Annotated in this window: 15 protein-coding genes and 6 tRNA genes; 13 read left to right on the top strand and 8 right to left on the bottom strand. The window is 37.5% G+C overall.

Annotation, left to right across the window (positions count from 1 at the left end; genetic code table 11):
- The first annotated feature begins 52 nt into the window (after positions 1-52).
- From MKX14_RS14050 to MKX14_RS14060, 3 genes are all read left to right on the top strand, one after another.
- Positions 53-4,582, top strand: coding sequence for a hybrid sensor histidine kinase/response regulator (locus MKX14_RS14050; RefSeq protein ID WP_240282747.1), 4,530 nt, complete (start codon positions 53-55; stop codon positions 4,580-4,582).
- Positions 4,579-5,046, top strand: coding sequence for a hypothetical protein (locus MKX14_RS14055; RefSeq protein WP_240282748.1), 468 nt, complete (start codon positions 4,579-4,581; stop codon positions 5,044-5,046). Before MKX14_RS14050 ends, MKX14_RS14055 begins: the two co-directional genes overlap by 4 nt.
- Before the next feature lie 302 nt (positions 5,047-5,348).
- The gene (locus MKX14_RS14060) at positions 5,349-6,230 is read left to right on the top strand and encodes an alpha/beta fold hydrolase (protein WP_240282749.1); all 882 of its coding nucleotides are present in this window, start codon (positions 5,349-5,351) and stop codon (positions 6,228-6,230) included.
- Between the two features lie 89 nt (positions 6,231-6,319).
- On the opposite strand, the gene dapE is transcribed toward MKX14_RS14060, so the two are convergent.
- The 3 genes from dapE to MKX14_RS14075 form a co-directional block, all read right to left on the bottom strand.
- Complete coding sequence (gene dapE / locus MKX14_RS14065) at positions 6,320-7,456, bottom strand: succinyl-diaminopimelate desuccinylase (protein WP_151302300.1); 1,137 nt, start codon at positions 7,454-7,456, stop codon at positions 6,320-6,322.
- Between the two features lie 126 nt (positions 7,457-7,582).
- A complete protein-coding gene (locus tag MKX14_RS14070) occupies positions 7,583-7,726 on the bottom strand; it encodes an entericidin A/B family lipoprotein (protein ID WP_014207555.1) in 144 nt (47 codons plus the stop codon).
- A 122-nt stretch (positions 7,727-7,848) separates the two neighbouring features.
- Positions 7,849-8,730, bottom strand: a complete 882-nt coding sequence (locus tag MKX14_RS14075) for a DUF1853 family protein (RefSeq protein WP_240282750.1) — start codon at positions 8,728-8,730, stop codon at positions 7,849-7,851.
- Between the two features lie 103 nt (positions 8,731-8,833).
- On the opposite strand from MKX14_RS14075, the gene MKX14_RS14080 reads away from it, so the two are divergent.
- The 8 genes from MKX14_RS14080 (at position 8,834) to MKX14_RS14115 (ending at position 10,845) form a co-directional block, all read left to right on the top strand.
- Positions 8,834-9,202: a YbaN family protein gene (locus MKX14_RS14080; protein ID WP_240282751.1), complete on the top strand. Its 369-nt coding sequence runs from the start codon at positions 8,834-8,836 to the stop codon at positions 9,200-9,202.
- Positions 9,203-9,414: 212 nt separating this feature from the next.
- Positions 9,415-9,918, top strand: coding sequence for a cell wall-recycling L,D-carboxypeptidase ElsL (gene elsL / locus MKX14_RS14085; protein ID WP_002116462.1), 504 nt, complete (start codon positions 9,415-9,417; stop codon positions 9,916-9,918).
- 206 nt (positions 9,919-10,124) lie between these two features.
- A tRNA-Val gene (locus MKX14_RS14090) sits at positions 10,125-10,200 on the top strand.
- Between the two features lie 24 nt (positions 10,201-10,224).
- A tRNA-Asp gene (locus MKX14_RS14095) sits at positions 10,225-10,301 on the top strand.
- A gap of 47 nt (positions 10,302-10,348) precedes the next feature.
- A tRNA-Asp gene (locus MKX14_RS14100) sits at positions 10,349-10,425 on the top strand.
- A gap of 89 nt (positions 10,426-10,514) precedes the next feature.
- Positions 10,515-10,590, top strand: a tRNA-Val gene (locus MKX14_RS14105).
- Between the two features lie 36 nt (positions 10,591-10,626).
- A tRNA-Asp gene (locus tag MKX14_RS14110) sits at positions 10,627-10,703 on the top strand.
- 66 nt (positions 10,704-10,769) lie between these two features.
- Positions 10,770-10,845, top strand: a tRNA-Val gene (locus tag MKX14_RS14115).
- A gap of 375 nt (positions 10,846-11,220) precedes the next feature.
- On the opposite strand, the gene sanA is transcribed toward MKX14_RS14115, so the two are convergent.
- The 4 genes from sanA to yccS all read right to left on the bottom strand — a co-directional run bounded on the left by sanA (position 11,221) and on the right by yccS (position 17,715).
- Positions 11,221-12,006, bottom strand: coding sequence for a YdcF family protein (sanA, locus tag MKX14_RS14120; RefSeq protein WP_240282752.1), 786 nt, complete (start codon positions 12,004-12,006; stop codon positions 11,221-11,223).
- A gap of 114 nt (positions 12,007-12,120) precedes the next feature.
- Complete coding sequence (gene cysJ, locus MKX14_RS14125; RefSeq protein WP_240282753.1) at positions 12,121-14,709, bottom strand: PepSY domain-containing protein; 2,589 nt, start codon at positions 14,707-14,709, stop codon at positions 12,121-12,123.
- Between the two features lie 155 nt (positions 14,710-14,864).
- Positions 14,865-15,440: an SdpI family protein gene (locus tag MKX14_RS14130; RefSeq protein ID WP_002116136.1), complete on the bottom strand. Its 576-nt coding sequence runs from the start codon at positions 15,438-15,440 to the stop codon at positions 14,865-14,867.
- 100 nt (positions 15,441-15,540) lie between these two features.
- A complete protein-coding gene (gene yccS, locus MKX14_RS14135; protein WP_240282754.1) occupies positions 15,541-17,715 on the bottom strand; it encodes a YccS family putative transporter in 2,175 nt (724 codons plus the stop codon).
- 127 nt (positions 17,716-17,842) lie between these two features.
- Here yccS and MKX14_RS14140 point away from each other — a divergent pair, with 127 nt between their 5' ends.
- The gene (locus MKX14_RS14140; protein WP_240282755.1) at positions 17,843-19,057 is read left to right on the top strand and encodes a multidrug effflux MFS transporter; all 1,215 of its coding nucleotides are present in this window, start codon (positions 17,843-17,845) and stop codon (positions 19,055-19,057) included.
- Between the two features lie 25 nt (positions 19,058-19,082).
- On the opposite strand, the gene MKX14_RS14145 is transcribed toward MKX14_RS14140, so the two are convergent.
- A complete protein-coding gene (locus tag MKX14_RS14145; protein ID WP_240282756.1) occupies positions 19,083-19,790 on the bottom strand; it encodes a nitroreductase in 708 nt (235 codons plus the stop codon).
- A 510-nt stretch (positions 19,791-20,300) separates the two neighbouring features.
- Here MKX14_RS14145 and MKX14_RS14150 point away from each other — a divergent pair.
- A complete protein-coding gene (locus MKX14_RS14150) occupies positions 20,301-20,504 on the top strand; it encodes a hypothetical protein (RefSeq protein ID WP_005064392.1) in 204 nt (67 codons plus the stop codon).
- Positions 20,505-20,579 lie beyond the last annotated feature (75 nt).

Consider the following 20,579-nt stretch of genomic DNA (forward strand, 5'->3'; position numbering starts at 1 on the left):
GTTGACTCTGTAGTTTTCCCCACTCAGGGGGTAAGCAAAAGAAGCCTTTGCTATGAAAGAAATATTAAAAACTTTAACTGAAGCAATGATGCTACCTGAAGATAGCTATTCTGAACAAGATGCTGAGTTTCTTGAGATTTTCGTCGAAGAAATTGAAGAAATTTTTGTTGATTTGCAACCATTACTAAATGAATGGATGCAGTCCGAGAATATTGCTACGCTCACTGAAATTCGCCGCCATTTCCATACCTTAAAAGGTTCGGGAAGAATGATTGGCGCTAAATCTTCAGCTGAGCTTGCTTGGACAGTTGAAGATACGCTCAATCGAGTAATCAATCAAAGCCTTAAGTTGACTCCAGCTATCCAGAGTTATGTTCAGTTGGTGTTTAAGTTCTATTTCCTTAAATTAGTAGATAACTTTAAGCAAAAAAGAGCACATGCTGTAGATTTTAGACCGCTTATTTTATTGGGACAACAATTACAACAACAGCAAAGTTTAGAACCTGCTTTAGAAGAGCTTTTACAGCTTTCAAATATGCTTACTGCCGAAACAATGACTGGGCTTGAGCTAGACTATATTGAGCAAGATTCATTGGCTGGGCCAACTGTTGAAGATGTACATACTGAAATTGAAATAAATCTAAATGAAACTTTAGCCTTGTTTATGGAAGAGGCAGAAGAGCATTTATCGACAATTAATCAGTTCTTAAATCAAGAACTACATCAGTATGATAGCTACAATGCTTTAATACGTGCGCTACATACTTTGCGTGGCAGTTCTGCAATGGCACAGGTCGAAACAATTTTTGAAGCCAGTACTAAAGTTGAGCACTTATTTAAAATCTTATTGCAAGAAGAACTCTCTTCTAACTCAGATGAAATTTTATTACTACAAGAATATCGTGATTTTATTAGAGAGAGCTTAGAACTGCTATCTAGCAATAGTTCAGGTGAACAGCTTGAAGCGAGATTAGCGCAGTTTAATCAGTCATGGGATGCTTACGTTGAGCAACATGGTGATCGAACAGATCCATTAACGCCTTCACATGGTTTAGTATCGCAATTATTATTGTTAGATGTTTCTGAGCTACTCGATGCAGAATTAGATTTTGAGAAAGGGATTCGTAACGAGTTTCCTGGTTATCTTGAACGTCTAAGTGAACAGGCTAATTTGTTGCTACAGCATACCCACTCTCAAGCAATGCTTGGTTTGCATGAATATACGAGCCAATTGAAAGACAGCTATAATGTATTGCTTGATAAACCTGTGCTATTGCAATCGGACTATATTTTTGAAATTTATCAAAAAGCGCATCAACAACTTATTCAATTGTTCGATGCTTTAGCTGCTGGTCAGCGAGTCGGTATTGTTAAGCAACATCAAAGTATTCTAGAAGAATTAAAACTTTATACGCTACATACACCTAGTATTCAAAGTGATTTATCTCAGCAGAATTTTACTTTTGATGAGTCACTATTCAATATTGAACTAGAGTCTGAAGTTCCAGAAGTTATTACGGCAGAGAATTTATCAGACTGTGCTGACTGGACCCTATTAAGTCAAAGTGTACAGCAAGATCGTCAATATATTTCCTCTACACAGGTAAATCAAAACTTTGATCCAGATCTATTAGACATTTTCCTCGAAGAAGCTGATGAGTTGCTTGAAGGAATGGATACAGATCTTAACATTTGGATTAATGATCAAGAGAACTTTGCGGCTCTCAATAATTTGATGCGTTATTTGCACACCTTAAAAGGTGGAGCAAATATGATCCAAGCAACTTATATTGGCTTAATTGCACATGAATTGGAAAGTATTTATGAGCGCTTAATTCAAAGACAGCTAATTGCTTCATCTGCTCTCATTGATTTTATACGTCTGGTTCAAGATGACTTGGCTGACCGTCTACAAATCATGCGTGAAAAACAGCTAGATTATGAAGCTTATTACACAATTAATGCATTGAAAAGAGCAGGTCAAAATTCTAACTTCCAATCTGCACCTGAGATTGAAGCATCTGATATTGAACGTGTGATATTCTCTGAACAAGAGGTGATATCTGAAGTATTAATAGATGAAGTACCGGCAGAAATTGAAGCTGTTATTGAAGAATTAGAAGCTCATCACGATCAAGTATTTGATACAGTTGTTACTGAATTGGCTACGCCAGTTGAAGCAATAACTTCAGTTGTATCGTCGCAAGAGAATGATGCTCTGGTTGATGCAGAGGACATTACCGTTGTTGTTGAGCAGACGTTCCTTGAAGAAGCGGCAGAATTGTTAGAAATGGCTGATATGCTATTGAAACAATGGTTTGACCAGCGTACGAATCGTAGTATCTTGCTTCAATTACAAAGGGCCGTGCACAGCTTGAAGGGTGGTGCACGAATGGTTGGTTTAGAAGCCGTGTATGCAATTGCCTATCAACTGGAAAATACTTTTGAACAATTTGCACTACATCACTTCAACTCGAATATTTATGACCATTTGCTCGAAAGTGCAATTGCATGGCTAAAAGACGCAATTTTCAAGCACAACTACCAGCATTTCGATGGACTACAACAAAGTTTAGAAAATATTCAATTCTTTGAAACGAATATCCAAATTCCGGCTAAGTTAAGTAAAGCTGATTTGTTTAGCTCAGAACCCGTGATGACCTTTATACAAGGTGATGGTACAGAACCACCGCCAATGATGGGGGCATGGGAACAAACTCAACGGCTCGATCAAAATAATGAGATGATCCGAGTTTCGGCAGATTTAATTGAAAAAATGATTGACCTGTCGGGTGAAAATTCGATTAACCGTTCGCGAATTGAAATGGATTTAAGCCAATTTGGACATACGCTAGCGGAAATGGAGTTGGCCATTCAGCGACTTGCAGATCAGTTGCGTCGAATGGAAGGTGAATTGGAAACCCAAATTATTGCAAAACACGGTATTGAGCACTCTCGCTATACAGAGTTTGATCCGTTAGAGATGGATCGATATTCGTCTTTAAATCAATTATCAAAATCTCTTGCTGAATCTGCATCGGATTTGGTCGACTTTAAAAATACATTATCTGACAAAATCAGAGATACAGAAAGCTTACTTTTACAACAGTCACGGATTCAAGCAGAAATTCAAGAAGGTTTGATGCGAACGCGATTAGTACCTTTCTCTCGATTACTGCCGCGTTTACAGCGAATTGTCCGTCAGACATCTACAGCTTTGAACAGACCTGCCGAGCTTTTTGTAAATAATACCGAAGGTGAGTTAGACCGCAATATTTTAGAACGGTTAGTGACCCCGCTTGAGCATATGCTCAGAAATGCAATTGACCATGGTCTAGAAGATCGCGTGCAACGTCAACAAGCACAAAAACCAGAAACTGGACGTATTGAACTTAATATCCATCGTCAAGGTACAGATGTTGTTGTTACATTTAAGGATGATGGAAGAGGTATTGATATCGAAAAGGTTCGTCAAAAGGCATTGATGTTTGGTTTAATTAATCCTGAACAAGTATTGGAACATCAAGATATTTTACAGTTGATTTTCCATCCGGGTTTAAGTACAGCTGATCAAGTTACTCAAATTTCAGGTCGTGGTGTAGGACTGGATGTAGTACAAAGTGATATTAAGGCTCTAGGTGGCCATGTGAGCGTAGAGTCTGTGTACGGGCAGGGAACGGTCTTCACAATACGTGTTCCAACTACAGTAGCGGTTAGTGATGCCTTAATGGTTAAAGTTGCTGATCAGCAATTTGCAATCCCTCTGGCCCAAATTGATCGAATTGTACGAGTTTCACCTGCATCATTAGAACAATATTTTGGAAGCGCACAAGAATTCTTTGAATTTGAAAATAAACGCTATCCATTGCGCTATTTATCTGAATTTGTTGGTAGTCAACCAATTCCGCGTTTAAGTGGAATGATGTATTCATTACCAGTATTAATGATTAAGGCAAATAATGGCCAAACTGTCGCATTATTAGTTGACCAACTGATTGGATCGCGTGCACAGATTGTAGTCAAACCAATTGGGCAGCAGTTCTCTAGTATCGGTGCGATTGCAGGAGCAACTATTTTAGGTGATGGTCAAGTTTGCTTAATTTTAGATGGTCAAAATATTGCTCGCCAAATTCAGTCTACTCGTCGACTTAAGCTGGTTAATGAAGCGATTTATAGACAACGAGAGTCTGATGAGCGACGTCTCATCATGATTGTGGATGACTCAGTAACTGTACGTAAAGTAACCTCTCGTTTACTTGAGCGCCAAGGCTATGATGTTGTGACCGCTAAAGATGGTGTGGATGCTATAGAGCAGCTAGAAAACATTAAGCCAGATCTGATGCTGCTTGATATTGAAATGCCACGCATGGATGGTTTTGAAGTTCTTAATCTTGTACGACATCATGATATGCATCAATACATGCCAATTATTATGATTACATCCAGAACAGGTGAAAAACATCGTGAACGAGCATTCTCATTGGGTGTAAGTCAATATATGGGCAAACCTTTCCAAGAGGAAGAGTTATTAGAGAATATCGATGCTTTACTTGTGGCGTTTGAAAGTGAGGTCAAATCATGAAAGATAGTGTAAATACATCTTTGATCGGTAATATGGACCAACAAGAGCTACAGCATCTTATTACGGTTTCAACTGGTTTTATTGACGCCTATATCATTGAATGTAATGATGAGGTACCTATGCTGTTACCGCAAAACATTGTGTTATCCGCCATGGATGTAAAAAATGGCGTAAAATATATTGAGTGGCATGATGTAAAGTTACCTGTTTATTCGGTTCACAATGAAATGGATTCGCGAGCAGTAGCATTAGTGATTGAAAGTGAAGACATTAGCCAACGTTTTGCACTCATGTGTAAATCGATGCCAGTTTCAGTCCGTCTGCGTATTTCTGAAGTCGTAGATGAAAATGAAGATATACAAGAGTCTTTACAGCATCCAACTGTATTTAGATATGTGCGAATGCAAGATCAACGCTACCATGTTCCTAATTTGCAATATATTCAAGATTCTCTTCATCTATAAAATATCTAAAAAAGGAACTCATTTTGAGTTCCTTTTTTTATCAAAAATAGGTGAAATTCTTTTAGAGAATATCAATTTATTTTAAAAATCATTGAAGGGCTTGCTTTATTTATATCGTGAATTTATATTTTATATGTATTTTAAAATACTAAGATATAAGAAATTAATAGTATTCACTTTTAATAAAGCCTTGTACTTAATTATTAAAAGGAGATAAATTAAAAATATAGTTAAAGGAGGAACTTACTTTATCAAATCATAGCAAAATAACCTGAAATAAAATCCTCTATAGCAGAAAATAAATGTCAATTCATAAAGAGCTACATATTTTAAAAACAGATGATCATGGTGAATTTGCTTTATGGGAAATTTCTAAAAGAAATAATTCTCTAATAAAAAAAGAAGCAATTTTCTTATCTCATGGTGCATTTTCGGATAAAACTGTTTGTATAGGCATTGCAGATTATTTGGCAAATCATGGTTATATTTGTTTTATTTTAGAGTGGCGAGGGCATGGTACTAGCCCAAAAACAGATATACCATTTAATTTTGAAACTGTTGCATTATATGAATATAAAACTGCATTTCAGTATATTCACCATCATTTTAATATAATCTCCTTGCACTGTGTAACACACAGTGGTGGAGGGCTATGCTTAACCATGTTCTTAATTAATTATCCTGAATATTTAAAAAATATTCAAAGTATTACTTTTATTGCTTGCCAAGCATTTGGAGCAGTAAATAATTCCTTTGATTTTATTAAATTGTTTTCTGCAAAATTAGTTGTAAAAGGTCTAGGTCAGATTCCTGCTAATAAATTTAAGTTGGGGCGAATAAATGAAACCTATTACACGATGCGTCCATGGTTTAATTGGAACTTAAAGGGAAATTTTATAAGTGAATTTAAAGATATAGATTATAAAAAATTTATGAGCTCTATTAGAGTTCCAATATATTCTATTTGCGGGACTGGCGATAAATTTATTTCCCCTGCTAAAGGATGCTATAAATATCTGCAAGCTTTTGAAAATGAAAATAATATATTTCGAGAATTTGGTTATTCCAATAGTAACTTAGAAAATTATTCCCATAGTCGAATTGTACTTAGCCAAAATGCTGCTAAAGAAGTCTGGCCAACTATATTACAATGGATAGATAAGAGTTCAAAAGCAGCTTTTTAAGCCATTTATATTAAAACTAATTTTCTAATTTATTGAATTGAAAAAACGCCCTAAAAAGGGCGCTTTTTCAATTCATTAGATTTTAACTTTTACTTAGCTAACAAATTTTCCAAAATTTGCTCATAAATATCAGTTAGTGGATCAAGGTCGTGTACATCAACATGTTCGTTAATTTGATGAATTGTTGCGTTCAGAACACCTAACTCTAATACCTGTGCGCCTGTTGGAGCAATAAAACGGCCATCAGAAGTACCACCACTCGTTGAAAGCTCAGTTTCAGTACCGGTTACGTTCAAAATAGCAGTTTGCGCTGCATTAACGAGTTCACCCACAGGGGTTAGGAATGGTAAACCAGAAAGATTCCAAACGATTTCGTACTGTAAACCGTGTTTATCTAAAATCTCATGCACACGTTGTTTAAGTTGTTCTGCTGTTACTTCTGTTGAATAACGGAAGTTAAAAGTAACTTCTAGTGCGCCAGGAATGACATTTGTTGCGCCAGTGCCAGCATGAATATTTGAAATCTGAAATGATGTTGCTGGGAAATATTCATTTCCATTATCCCAAACAGTTTGGCACAGTTCTGCTAAAGCTGGTGATGCTTCATGAATCGGATTACGCGCCAAGTGTGGATAAGCCACATGACCTTGCTTACCTTGAACTTTTAATACGGCATTAAGTGAACCACGACGACCATTTTTAACAATATCACCCAATTTATGAGTACTAGAAGGTTCGCCTACCAAACACCATGTCATCTTTTCGTTACGTTTTTCAAGAGTCTCAATCACTTTAACCGTACCGTTAATAGCAGGTCCTTCTTCATCAGAAGTAATTAGAAAAGCAATCGAACCCTTGTGATCAGGATGTTTTGCGACAAAACGTTCAGATGCAACGACCATAGCTGCAAGTGCTGTTTTCATATCGGCCGAACCACGACCATATAATTTTCCATCGCGAATTTCAGGTGCAAACGGATCTGAATTCCATGCTTCTAACTTGCCTGTCGGAACTACGTCAGTATGACCGGCAAAACAAAATACAGGTTCTTCAGTTCCGCGACGCGCCCAAAGATTGTCAACTTCACCAAAACGCATCGGTTCAATATGAAAACCAATTTTGGCTAAACGGTCTGCCATGATGGTTTGGCATGTATGATCAATAGGAGTAACAGAAGGTTGTTGTAACAGTTCTAAGCTAAGCGAGAGAGTGTCTGAATGGTTCATACCGAAAATTGCGTGCTGATCAGGTGAAATATAGTCCGATATAATAGGCGAATCTCTAGGGGATGGGTACGTAAAAATAAAAAAACCTTATCGGAATGATAAGGTTTTTGAAGTAACAACTCTAACTTACATTTTATCTTGTGTTTTTTCAGCAGTATTTGTTACAGCATCACCTGCTTTAGAAACATCTTGCCCAAAACCTTTAAACGTATTACACCCTGTTAAAATAACAGCAACCATTACAGACGCAGCTAAAACTTTTTTCATCATTTTCTCCGTTTAAATTTAATAATGAAGTAAATTTAGATTAAAAAACAAACGGAAAAAGAAACATGACTGTTTAATAGTAAAAACGTTATAAAATGTTTCTAGAAGCTTAAACTTATTGTTAATTAGCTTAATTTTTGCAGTGGAGGCTTGATGTTTAAGTACGAAGGATGTCTAAACATATAAAAAAAAACTTCTTCACTATTTTTACAATATAGACCGTCTGTCCACCAATGTGCTGGATTTGAAGTCTGCTCTTTATTTGGACACAACCATTCGTGTCTTTCTAATCGATAAAAAGAAGAATGTGGAATGGTAGTCCCCCAATATCCCAAACGACGCTTTAAATTTATCCAGTCTGGTAACGACTTTTGAAAATTTAGTTGAAGTGGTAGGTAGAGTTGTCCTTTTAAAACCGCAAAACGTTGTTGAATCTTAAAATTTAATGCTTCAGAAAATTGAAATTGCTTATTCGTAAAATGATAAAGTTTCTTGCTTAAAGTATCTTGACGGTTTAATCCAATCCATTGTTCTAAATGTAAGTCTGCCTCGCCCAAATAATATTTTAACGCGACCTCCCAATGTTCAATTTGTTGAGTTTTTTTATTTAAAATTAAAAAATCCAGTTCACCTAAAGTTTTTGCTCCATCAATTTTTTGAATACTATGGCCTAACAGCTGGTAAGGATGATAATTATCCTCTTGTAGCCAGAACCAAAGTAAATTCTCAAAGCGTAAACCTAAGCGTGTACTTTTAAGTTGAGATAAAAACTGGATTAAAGGCTCTGGTGACTGATCGAGCTCTTTTAATCGTGGTAAATAATTTTGGAAATGCTCTTCCCATACTTCGGTTGGGTGCAGCTTAAAGTCATGTTGTATAGAAAAACTTTTTGGTAATTGGCAAAGTAAATTTGGACTAGCGATACAAAAAGCCAGCTGTCGCACGATAGGATGTTGGAATTGAAGCCATGGTTCGAAATAGGAAGTTTTCACTGAGGCAATATTCATATATTTAATACTCGAAGTAATTCATCCTAATTTCATAAGGGATCAACAAACAATATTAGAAAAACACTTTATACTAACGCTAACAGCAGGTTAAGGTTTATATATGCGAACATTGTTCTGGCGCTCTTTGGTCGTGATTTTTATCACGCTAGGCATTATTGGAGCAATTTTACCAGGTATGCCCACAACAGTGTTTTTGATTCTGGCTGCATGGGCAGCTTCAAAAGGATGGCCACAAATGGATGATTGGTTGTTAAACCATCCCAAATACGGCCCAACATTACGTGATTGGCGAGCCAATGGTACAGTACCACATAAAGCCAAATGGATTGCAAGCATAATGATGGCAATCAGTGGCCTTATAATGCTATTTACTTCAGCACCGCTTTGGGTCAAAGTTTTTACTGATACTACCATGTTCATCGTTGCAGTTTGGTTATGGCTACGCCCTGAGCCAAAATTAAAAGATTGATAATCTTTTAATTTTGGCTCAAGACAAGCAGTGAAACTGCGCGTAGATAAGAGAAGATTGATAATCTTTTAATTTTGGCGCAAGACAAGCAGTGAAACTGCGCGTAGATAAGAGAAGATTGATAATCTTTTAATTTTGGCGCAAGACAAGTTCTTCATATAAATTTTTACTTAAACTCAAAGTATTTGAGTTGATATAAGAGAATAAGTTCAATGTCTCAATTTAAGCTCGAAGATGCAGATGTCCTCATCGATTTAGCAAATCAAACATTAACTTTGCCTAAACATAATAAGTTTTATGTCATTTCTACCGGAAAGAACGGAATCGGTGAACAAGAGAATACTGGTAGGACTCCACGTGGATGGCATAGGGTTGCAAAAAAAATTGGTGCCCAATCTCCTCAAAATGCGGTTTTTATTGCACGTAAGCCAACAGGGGAGGTCTATAGTAGTGAACTAGCAGCACAATTCCCTGAAAGAGATTGGATATTGTCACGCATTCTTTGGTTAGATGGCTTAGAAGAAGGCTTTAATAAAGGCGATGGCCACGACACCATGCAGCGTTATATCTATATTCATGGCACTCCTGATAAAGAACCGATGGGCGTTCCCATGTCACATGGATGCATTCGAATGCGTAATGAAGAAATCATTGAACTGTTTGATTTAGTCGCTGAAGATGCATTGGTTTATTTGTCTGAGCAATCTTTAACCTAAAATAAGATTTTAAAAATTCTTATTTAATTAGCTTAATGATCAAAATATTAAAATAAGTGCTTAAATAAAATACAAAAAATTGTTTTTTACTTAATAATGACTTATTTTTAATCATTCATTCGCATTTTTTTGAAAAGTTGTCGAAAAGCGTTTGACACCTGTTAAAGATTCTCTATAATGCACCTCACAAACGATGAAGACGTTAAGGGCGCTTAGCTCAGTTGGTAGAGCGTCTGCCTTACAAGCAGAATGTCGGCGGTTCGATCCCGTCAGCGCCCACCAAGCCTTTACGTTAAGCTCTCAAGTGCAGCGGTAGTTCAGTTGGTTAGAATACCGGCCTGTCACGCCGGGGGTCGCGGGTTCGAGCCCCGTCCGCTGCGCCACTTAAGACTTAACATCGTTTACCCCACAATTGCGATATTGTGAAAGTGCAGCGGTAGTTCAGTTGGTTAGAATACCGGCCTGTCACGCCGGGGGTCGCGGGTTCGAGCCCCGTCCGCTGCGCCACTTTTCAGTTCGGGTTGTGTTTGGAAGATGATTTAAGATGTAAAAATTTTAAATCGAAAAATTAATAATTTATTAGTTTTTTCTTCTTGGGGCGCTTAGCTCAGTTGGTAGAGCGTCTGCCTTACAAGCAGAATGTCGGCGGTTCGATCCCGTCAGCGCCCACCATATATGTGACCATACTTTATTTTAAAGTATTGTAGTGCAGCGGTAGTTCAGTTGGTTAGAATACCGGCCTGTCACGCCGGGGGTCGCGGGTTCGAGCCCCGTCCGCTGCGCCATTCTCTTGATTCCCTTGTCTAGAGAATGTAGAGTATGAAGATACATTCGTTATCTTTTCTCATTAAGGGCGCTTAGCTCAGTTGGTAGAGCGTCTGCCTTACAAGCAGAATGTCGGCGGTTCGATCCCGTCAGCGCCCACCATAATTTCTATCAGAAATTTAAAATTCCCTAAATTCATATTAATCTATAAATATCTTATACTTACATGTAAATTTATTTACTATGTGACTCAGTGTAGATACAACTTTTCTATTCTAAAATTAAAGTCCTTATATCTTTAAGTTATTCTTTTTATTGATCGCTAGTTTTTTAATTTTTTAGCATTGGTGTTTCTTCATGCTTTTGATGAGATTCCTCATTCTCGTTAAATTTAGTTATTAGTGGCTAAAGATATGAATCTAACCTGCAATTTATGATCTTCAGCTTAGATCAACTTTGTATTTGTACCGATCACTAATATTTTCACAAATAAAAAACTGCTATTTTTTAAATAGCAGTTTTTTTATTAAATTATTTTTAATATTCGTTTAAAAGCCATCCACTTGCATATGCGAAATATTCACGTAACCATGCATTGTAGCGAGTAGCTAATGGTGTCTCGGCCGCTACCCCATAAACTTGGGTATAGCCCTGATTCTTTGCAATTGCTATTGCTCTAGGAATATGAAAATCACTTGTCACAATAGCGATTGGCTGCTCTAAGGTAATATGGTGTTGTTCTAATAAGGGTTTACTATTTTTTAAGTTAAGCTCTGTGCTAGTGCTTTTATCTTCAAGGATCATTTGATCTCTTGCGATATGATACTTTTGTTCAAGATAACGAGACATAACCAATGCTTCGCTTTCTTTTTCTGAAAAATCAAGACCACCTGTTAGAACAATCTGTGCTTGCTGCTGTTTTAGGGCTAACGGGACGGCTGTATCTAAACGTTTTGCAAGAATTGTGGATGGCTGACCATTCTCAACACCGCTTCCTAAGACAATAATTGCTTTTACTGGAGGGATGCTATTTGGAGTATCTTTATTTTCTTTAATAAAGCTAAAAAAATAGCCTAAGCCAATTAACCATATCCAGAAGCATAACCATCCAAAACGCCAAAGTGTGTGTAAGCGATAGTGATAGAAGAAAAAGCGTTCTAAATGATAATAAAATAAGGAATATAGACAGAGGAAAGCACCTAAAATTAAAGGAATAACGGTGCCTACATTAATTTTATTGAGACAAATTAGAACTAATCCATCTAGAAATAAAATCGAACCAATGATTGCTAGGAAAATACGGATCCACTTACTGACTTGCATTGTGCTTAGAGTTGCAATTTAAATTGCAGACAGTGTATGCAAAATCATTCTGAATGCAATAAAAAACCGAGTAAAGCATTTAAGCTATTACTCGGTTTTTGTTTTTATTGACCTTTAATAAACATCACGGCGGTAACGACCTTGTTGTCTTAAATCATCTACCTGTTCTTCACCTAGAATTTCGATAAGTGCTTGATCAACTCCGCTTGCCATACCATCAATACTACCGCATACATACAGAACAGCACCGCGTTCTACCCAGCTTACTAATTCTGCTGCATTCTGACGGATTACATCTTGAACATACATGCGTTGTTCTTGATCTCTCGAAAATGCTAAATCAAGGCGTTTTAACATTCCTGTTGTTTGCCATGCCTCAATAGTTGATGCATAGAAGAAATCACATGCTCTTTGACGTTCACCAAAGATTAACCAGTTTTCAGTGTAATCATGACGTGTGCGGGTGTGTAATAGGCTCATTAAGCCAGCAATACCTGTTCCGTTACCAATACAAATAATAGGGCGGTTATCATCAATAAGATGGAATGATTCATTGGTACGAATACGCAAAGCAATTTCATTATTAACTTGCGTATGCTGAGTAAGCCAACCCGAACCTAAACCTAAATTACCAGACGCATCATATTGTTGGCGTACAACCAAACGAAGGACTTGTTGAGAAGGAATACTCGCAATCGAATACTCTCGTGTTGGTAAGTTAGGAAGCTGTTCTAATAAATGGTCCAGATTGGCAAATGGTTCAATTTCACCAGTTAAATCTTTATTCCAAAGCGCTTTTTCGATTGAAATCTGCAATGAATCAACTTTTGAATTTTTAAGAATATGATGCTTTTGCAAAAAAGCATGAATACGTTCAGGACTATTACCAGGCTGGATTTCAGCAATATCACCCGCTTGCCATATCGCTTCATGATTTGCTTTAAGTTCAATATTATAAGCAGGCTGACCTAAGCTATTTGGGTTGAGTAAATCACGTTGATGTAATGTCCAACTATCAAATACTTTTTCCAGATTTACCGCATGCAAATCTAATTTAGTTGCCTTCGCGAGAGATTGATTCCAATTTTGAATATCTGATGGGTTTGCATTATCAACTTCAATTGTATTGAAGAGAGCATGAGCACCATTTGCTTTAAGCCAAGCATCTACTGCATGGCCAAAACTACAGTAAGTGTCTGGATATTCTTTAGAGCCTAGTGCTAGAACAGCATAGTTGATGTGCTTAAGATCCACATTCAATTTTAAAAGTTTCTTAGCAAAGCTTGTCGCGAGATCTGGAGCATCACCAGTACCATAAGTACTGATCACGAATAAAACCTGTTGATGTTGCTCTAAATCGGTTTGTGTTAACTGCTGTACAGGTTTTACCTGAACGGGTTGATGAGCCTCTTGTAAACTTGTTGCCGTACTCCAAGCGAGTTGTTCAGCTACGCCGGTTTGAGTTGCATAAGTAATAAGCCAAGGCTTTGCATTTGGATCAATGTATTGTCCTGCTAAAGACTGACGAGCCGCCTGTGTTAATTTTTTCTGTTTACGGCGTTTAAGATACAGCATCCACCCAGTAACCAAGAACAAAGGCATTGCTAGAGAAGCAAGCATTGCAACGAATTGATAAATTGGTCCAAAGAAGCTACCGCGGTGTACGGGTAACATGCTGCTCATAATCTTTTGATTAAGCTTTTTGTCTTCGTAAAGCTCCATCTTTTCGATGTTGCCAGTTTGATAATTATAGATAGCTTGGTTACGTGCCCGTTCGTGTTGTGGGGTAGCATCGACAAAGCTTAACTCAATTTTTCCATCATCTTTTTTCGGTAAGCTTAATGTTAGAGTCGAATAATCACGTCCAACCTGACTATTGAAGCCACTCCATGTTTGATTAAGTGCTGTAATGAGCTGAGTATTATCTAATTGAGGCTCTGATTTTTTATCATTATTACGGTCAGATTGTTTACCTTGCTGCATTCCACGATTTTGATTTTGAGGAGCAACGCCATGATCTTGTCGTTTAGGCTGTTCAACTCCCATCACTTTGAACATGCCACTACGCCACCAATCATAAGACCAATATAGTCCCGTACATGCGAAAAGAAGATAAAAAACAATGACCCATGTGCCGACAACAGCATGTAGATCCCAAATAAAATTCCGGCCTTTGAGTTTCGGTTTAATAGCCAACCATTGACGAGCAGAGTGCTTTTTAGGCCAACGTAAATATAAACCACTGAGTACGAAGTAAATTAGCATGAGTGCACAGGCGCCAGTAATTTGTTTACCAACTTCACCTGCTGTTAAATTACGATGAATTTGTTGTATGAGTAACAACAACTTTCGGCCTTTAACATCTGGAAGAACCTCAGCATTATAGGGGTTCACCATCATATTGTAGCCACGGCGTTCACCTTCTTTTTCAATGTTTACAATAGAAGAAGAGGTGGGGTCCTTGGCGATCGTAATGCTATTAATTTTGATTTCAGGTTGGGTTGTATTGAAATGCTGGTAAAGCTGAGCAGGAGTTAATTTTGGAGTGTTTTCAGCTTGTACAACATAACTATCAGAATTCACCCATTTTAAAATTTGTTGGTCATAAGAATAAATTGCACCTGTAACACCCATAATGGATAAGATTAGGCCAGCAGTAATACCGAGAAACCAATGAATTTGAAATAAAATTTTTTTAAACATGGTCGAAAATGTAAATATGATGGAGATCTTGTAACGAAGTATAGCCGAAGATTGGGGAGATAATATGGATTTTGGAGATAATATTAATTTTCATTATCATTTATTTTTAGCTTAATAAAAAACCTCCATGAGGAGGCTTTTTATAAAATCTAGAATTACAAGGTTTTTGGTTCGCCTACAGATTCTTTTAAGTGCGTGCGAATTGTATTGAACGAGAAGTTTTTCGAATCCATGCGCTTAGGTAGAATATAAGCACCTTGTTGTTCTTGGCCTTTAGGATCTTTTACTTTGAAATTGACCAAAATAAAATCAGGTGTATTGTACCATTCGTAGATATTTTTCCATCCAATAGTACCTACGCCTTCTTGTAAGCCCATTTGTTGACGCATCACAATACCATGAGGCTGCACGCCTAAACGAATACCTTTGATTTCCTGTACCGGAAATTCATTCATTTTGCGTTTAACGTACCACTCTAATCCGTATTTACGACCTAGGTAGTAAAGTACTACAGCAACAATAGCAACCCAGCAAAAAACAGTAGAGTAGTTCTTAATAAAAATAAGACCTAATATAGCTAGGGCTAAAACCACACCCATAATTGCCCAAATTTTTGTGCTGATTTTATTGGTGCTGCGCCAGATAAGAAGCTGTGCATTACGTTGTTCAGCTTCTGACACGTCATAGGGAACAGGCTGAAGCGTATAAGCGTATAAAGTTTTCGCGGTCATAGTGCAAATAACAAATTGTAAACTGTTTTAAGTTTAGCATTAATTGGCATAAGTCAGGAAAGGATATTATGCCAATTTCATACTAAATTCCGAGTCAATTTTATAATGAAGCAAGTTCGCTGGCATCATTATCTTGATCATGACTTAGTCGTTGTTTCAACATACTAAATCGATTTAAAACACTAAGCATCAGTGATAACTGCTGTAAAATAATAAGTGACTTTTGGTCTTCCTCATCATTTTGGCTTAAACGTTGACGTATTGTTTTAAGCATATTCTGTGCTGTCAAATCAGGCATTTCATCTCTTAATAACGCACCTTGTATATCGTCTAACGCTTGATCTAAGAGTTTAAGAACAGCTTGATCTTGAATGCTTTCCCGATGTGCTCCAAGTGCTGCGATATAACTTAAAAATGTATGGTTTAAACATAAAAATTCAAAGATATCCGACTTACGAGTAGGGTCAAAGTCTGGCTCTGTCGCTAAAGTTGAAATAAGTGAAGCAACCTCGGCATCAGTATTATGAGCAGCCCGTCTTACAATACGGTAATTCAGCGCATGATTGCGACCTTCATGATATTGTTTAACAACTTCAGCTAAATAATTGCATTGAGCTTGTAATGAACGTCTGATGTTGCGAGGTAAGCGTCGGAATTTCCAGTCAGGCCAAATAAATGTCACCCCAAACCAAGCTAGAGCACATCCAATTAAAGTATCTACAAATCGCGGAATAGCAGCGGCCATTGCCGAACCATCTAGATTAAAGTTAATTAATGCCAAAATTGTAATAAAAGCGGTTGCTTGAGCATATTGCTTACTGCGTAACTCAAAAAACAAGACTCCGCTCAGGATTAACATTAATAGTTGTCCTTCGACGGAAGGCACGAGAAATACAATAGTAAGACCAACAATAATTCCGACTAATGTTCCGACAATTCGTAAACGTAAGCGACGTTTGGTTGCGTTGAAGTTAGGCTGGCTTACAAATAGCGCTGTAAGCATAATCCAATAGCCGTACTCAATATTGGTCATTTGAATCAGCACATACCCAATAAAAAGAACAATTGAGACGCGAATTGCATGGCGGAAAAGTACAGATTCAGGAGTTAGATTTTGCTTTATTCGGATGACAATATCGTTCCATCCTTGTAAATCGTCATCTTTAAGCTGGTTCTCTGCTTGTTTAACTTTATCAGACTGAATGTGTTGTTCCGTTTCTAAGTTAAGTAACTGAGAGTCGATAGATTTTAAGTTTTGATATAAAGCGAAGAGAGCATTTACCCATAAAAGATCATAATGCTGATCACGTCTTAGTTTCTCTAAAGATAGTCTTAAGTTCTCAAAACTCTGCTTGAAACGTTTGTTATGGTTATAAGGTTTACGTTGTAAAATACATTCGTTTAACTCTTGGCAAGCTTTGCCCTGAACCGCCAAAATTCGTTGAAATCTAAATAAAATATCGCTGTGTTGAAAAATTTTGGCTAACTTTTGATAGTCAATATGGGCTGAGTCAGCACGCTCATGAATGTCTTGAGCGACAAAATAATAATGTAAGCTTCGGCGTGTATCTTTTTGTCCACGGTCACCTTTTAAACGAGTCAATAAAGCTGTTTTTAAGTCATTAAAAATTGTAATTAATTTGCCATTTTCTAAGGACAGCTCAATCATACTTTGCTGATAGCTGGCAGGAGTCATATCTACATCAAATAAATTTGATTTTGCAAATAGAAAATCACCTAGAGAGGCATAAGACGCTGCGAGTTTGTCTTGAAGTTGGCGAACCGGAAATAATAAAAAACTAATCGTTGCAATGAGGCCATACCACGCAGCACCTGCAACTAAAAGAGCCGGTTGAATATACCAGTGATCGAAAAGGTGAACACCCAACATGGTATAGACCGAAACAACCAAACAGCCATAAGAAATGGTGGCGTAACGACGTCCTAATGAACCTAATAAAATCCAGCCAATACATGAAGCAATCAACCCTAAGGCAAAAGCCATTGGGTAGGGGAAAAGTAGTTGTACAGAAGCTGCGGTAACGAAGAACCCAATATAAGTATAAATTAGGTTCATGATTCGCACGGAAAAGCGATCATCAATATCACTCAAACCTGCTGCGACTACACCTAAAGTGAGTGGAATAGTTGCTAATTGATAGCCTAAAAAATAAGGCACGAAAGCAGTTCCTGAAAAGGCTATCAGCATTCGCACGTTATACATAAATGTTGTGTTATAAGTCGCTCTTTTTAGGCGTTTAAACCAAGATTTCAAATGAAGTCCTTGCTGATCAACCTGAGTGATAAAGGATTTGTGTATTTCTACACCAATGTTGCACAAATCATACGATAGACAGTGTAAGCTTGTCTGTATGCAAATGAGTGAAAAATGAAATATCGTTATGTCTGAACAAACAGCCCAGCGTCAATACTCTATTGGCTGGATTATGTTGCTCGCTTTACTTACGGCATTAGGGCCGTTATCCATTGATATGTACTTACCTGCGCTACCACAAATGGCCCATGATTTTGGGGTAAGTACGCAAATGGTGGCAAATACACTACCAGCTTATTTTTTTGGTTTAGCCATTGGGCAGTTGGTTTATGGTCCTTTAAGCGATCGTATTGGTAGAAAGAAGCCACTTTACTTTGGCCTCGCGCTTTATGCAGTCGCAAGCTTATTTTGTGTAATGGCTACTAATGAATGGAGCTTGATTGCGGCCCGTATTTTACAAGCTTTAGGTGGTTGTGTTGGCGTAGTCATGGCTCGTGCAGCAATACGCGATAAATTGGACGTTCAAGGCTCGGCACAAGCTTTCTCTAGCATGATGATTGTCATGGGGCTTGCACCAATTTTGGCTCCAATGATCGGAGCATGGATTTTAATTTGGTTTCCGTGGCAGGCTATTTTTATTGCGCTTTCAATTGTGGGTGCGCTGTGTTGGCTGTGCGTACATTTCTTTTTTAAGGAAACTTTGGCAAATGATAAAAGGCTTAAGCTATCGCTCTATCAAGTGGTGACTTTATATGGAGCTATTTTCAAAGATGCGAGTTTCCGCTTACCTATGTTTGCAGGCTGTTTAACAGGTGCGGCACTATTTTGCTATATCAGCTCAGCACCTGCCGTGTTTATGGATCAGTACGGACTTAATCAGCAAGAGTTTGCTTACGTATTTGGACTAAATGCTTTTGGCATTATGTTGATGTCTTCTTTAAACAAGCATTTAACAACACGTGTTGAAATTACCAAACGCTTAAAATTGGGTTCACTTGTGCAAGTGACTGGAGCCATGATTGTATTTATTGCGGGTTTAATCCCTGCAGCACCTTTATGGCTGGTTATGGTAGGGTTATTTTTAGCTATTTCGGGTATCGGTTTAACAGGCCCAAATGCTATGGCGTTAGCAATGTCCAAACAAGGTGCTCGCGCTGGAACAGCAAGTGCAATTATGGGAAGTATGCAATTCGCTTGTGGCCTTTTAGGGGGCGTGCTTCTTAACTTCCTGATCTGGTCTGCATCGCTCAATATGGGCGTGATGATGGTGTTATTTACACTGAGTGGTTTTATTGTTGTATTGAAAGCGACACAACAGGTCAAAACCAAGCCATTCTCATAACTTGACGAGAATGGCCACTTATAGCTTATTCGTCTAGAAAAATTGTGAAATTTTCTACAGGTTCTCTAGGCGTAATAAAGGTATTTACAATGTGGTTAGGATCGGCATGACCTAATGCAATTGCACATACCAGTTCTTCGTCATCTGATGCACCTACTATATCTAAAACAATAGGGTGAAAATGATTCCAAGCTGCTTGTGGGCATGTATCTAAACCACGTGCCTTGGCAGCGACCATCACGTTTTGGATCATCATTGCGATATCCATTTTAGAGCCGATTCCCATCGTTTTATTTACGGTAAAGAAAAGGCCGACTGGTGCATCGAACAATTTAAAATTACGTAGCTGCTGTTCAGCCATTTTTTCTTTTTCGCCCTTTTTGATTTCGAGTAAACCGTAGAGTCCCCAACCATTCTCGCGGCGGCGGTCAATAAAAGGGGATATCCATTTTTCAGGGTAATAAGCAAAAGTTTCTTTATATTGTTCTGCTAGTTCAGGATTTTTTGAAACCTCAATTTGTGCAGCACAGACACGCTCAACTATTTCATCACGCTTTTTACCTGTGACCACATAGACTTTCCATGGTTGAGTGTTCGTTCCAGAAGGTGCTCGACTTGCGACTCGTAATATATCTTTAATGACTTCTGGCTCAATTGGAGTATTTAAAAAAGCGCGGACAGAATGTCGAGAAGTGATAGCTTCATCAACGAGACGAACTTGTTCCAGATTCATGCGTACTCCTATATATTTTCTTAAATACTTAATACTTTTTTGAAGCTTAATTTCATGTTTTGAAAGTACTTCATTTATAAGCAAAAAATATTAGAAAAGGGATATCCTTAAAGATATGATGATGTGTTTAGTTTGGATATAATGTCTAATTAAATCTAATGTGAATATGCCACTTTAGATCTAAATAGACAAAAAAGTATGATGTTTTTGACTATAAAAATAAATCTATAGCATCAGTTGGATTAAAAATTACTCAATTGAAAAAAAGGTATAATATGTTTAAAAACAGTACAAAACAGATGATTTTGGATAAAAAACAATCGGAAATAACATAAAATTTTAATGAAAAACATACACAAAATTTTAAATTTCTGCATAATACCGACTTTTTTACGCAGGTATGATTTCTCCATACTCATGTTAGGAAAGAAATGGCTGCATACAAAATCCCTTTACAAAAAGGATTTGGATGTAGAAATGGAGAAATACACGAGAAATAAGGAGCTTTACATGAGTCTACCGCTCATCAACAAGCAGTTCATGAAACAAGGATTGGCGATTACCATTGCAACCATGAAAATGAACGTAACTCACGCAACTACTGAGCCACAAGAAATACAACAGCTTGGTACAGATCTAAACGCACTCTTTTCCAATCAGAGGGAAAAGGGCGCAGATAGCCGCGTTATGGCGATGGCTCGTTACAGTCTTTGAAATTCATATCCATTTTAGACATTCGCTCTCAAGTATATGTAAATATGCTTATTGGCTTAAATCCAGATTTTTATA

Source organism: Acinetobacter pittii (genome assembly GCF_022449185.1).
Taxonomy (GTDB): Bacteria; Pseudomonadota; Gammaproteobacteria; order Pseudomonadales; family Moraxellaceae; genus Acinetobacter; species Acinetobacter pittii_I.

Bases quoted from the DNA above. Each gene is read 5' to 3' on its own strand.
- MKX14_RS14075 (WP_240282750.1), bottom strand. From the start codon at position 8,730: ATGAATATTGCCTCAGTGAAAACTTCCTATTTCGAACCATGGCTTCAA.
- MKX14_RS14050 (WP_240282747.1), top strand. From the start codon at position 53: ATGAAAGAAATATTAAAAACTTTAACTGAAGCAATGATGCTACCTGAA.
- MKX14_RS14150 (WP_005064392.1), top strand. From the start codon at position 20,301: ATGAGTCTACCGCTCATCAACAAGCAGTTCATGAAACAAGGATTGGCG.
- MKX14_RS14145 (WP_240282756.1), bottom strand. From the start codon at position 19,790: ATGAATCTGGAACAAGTTCGTCTCGTTGATGAAGCTATCACTTCTCGA.
- MKX14_RS14070 (WP_014207555.1), bottom strand. From the start codon at position 7,726: ATGATGAAAAAAGTTTTAGCTGCGTCTGTAATGGTTGCTGTTATTTTA.
- MKX14_RS14140 (WP_240282755.1), top strand. From the start codon at position 17,843: ATGTCTGAACAAACAGCCCAGCGTCAATACTCTATTGGCTGGATTATG.
- MKX14_RS14055 (WP_240282748.1), top strand. From the start codon at position 4,579: ATGAAAGATAGTGTAAATACATCTTTGATCGGTAATATGGACCAACAA.
- dapE (WP_151302300.1), bottom strand. From the start codon at position 7,456: ATGAACCATTCAGACACTCTCTCGCTTAGCTTAGAACTGTTACAACAA.
- MKX14_RS14060 (WP_240282749.1), top strand. From the start codon at position 5,349: ATGTCAATTCATAAAGAGCTACATATTTTAAAAACAGATGATCATGGT.
- cysJ (WP_240282753.1), bottom strand. From the start codon at position 14,709: ATGTTTAAAAAAATTTTATTTCAAATTCATTGGTTTCTCGGTATTACT.
- MKX14_RS14080 (WP_240282751.1), top strand. From the start codon at position 8,834: ATGCGAACATTGTTCTGGCGCTCTTTGGTCGTGATTTTTATCACGCTA.
- MKX14_RS14130 (WP_002116136.1), bottom strand. From the start codon at position 15,440: ATGACCGCGAAAACTTTATACGCTTATACGCTTCAGCCTGTTCCCTAT.
- elsL (WP_002116462.1), top strand. From the start codon at position 9,415: ATGTCTCAATTTAAGCTCGAAGATGCAGATGTCCTCATCGATTTAGCA.
- sanA (WP_240282752.1), bottom strand. From the start codon at position 12,006: ATGCAAGTCAGTAAGTGGATCCGTATTTTCCTAGCAATCATTGGTTCG.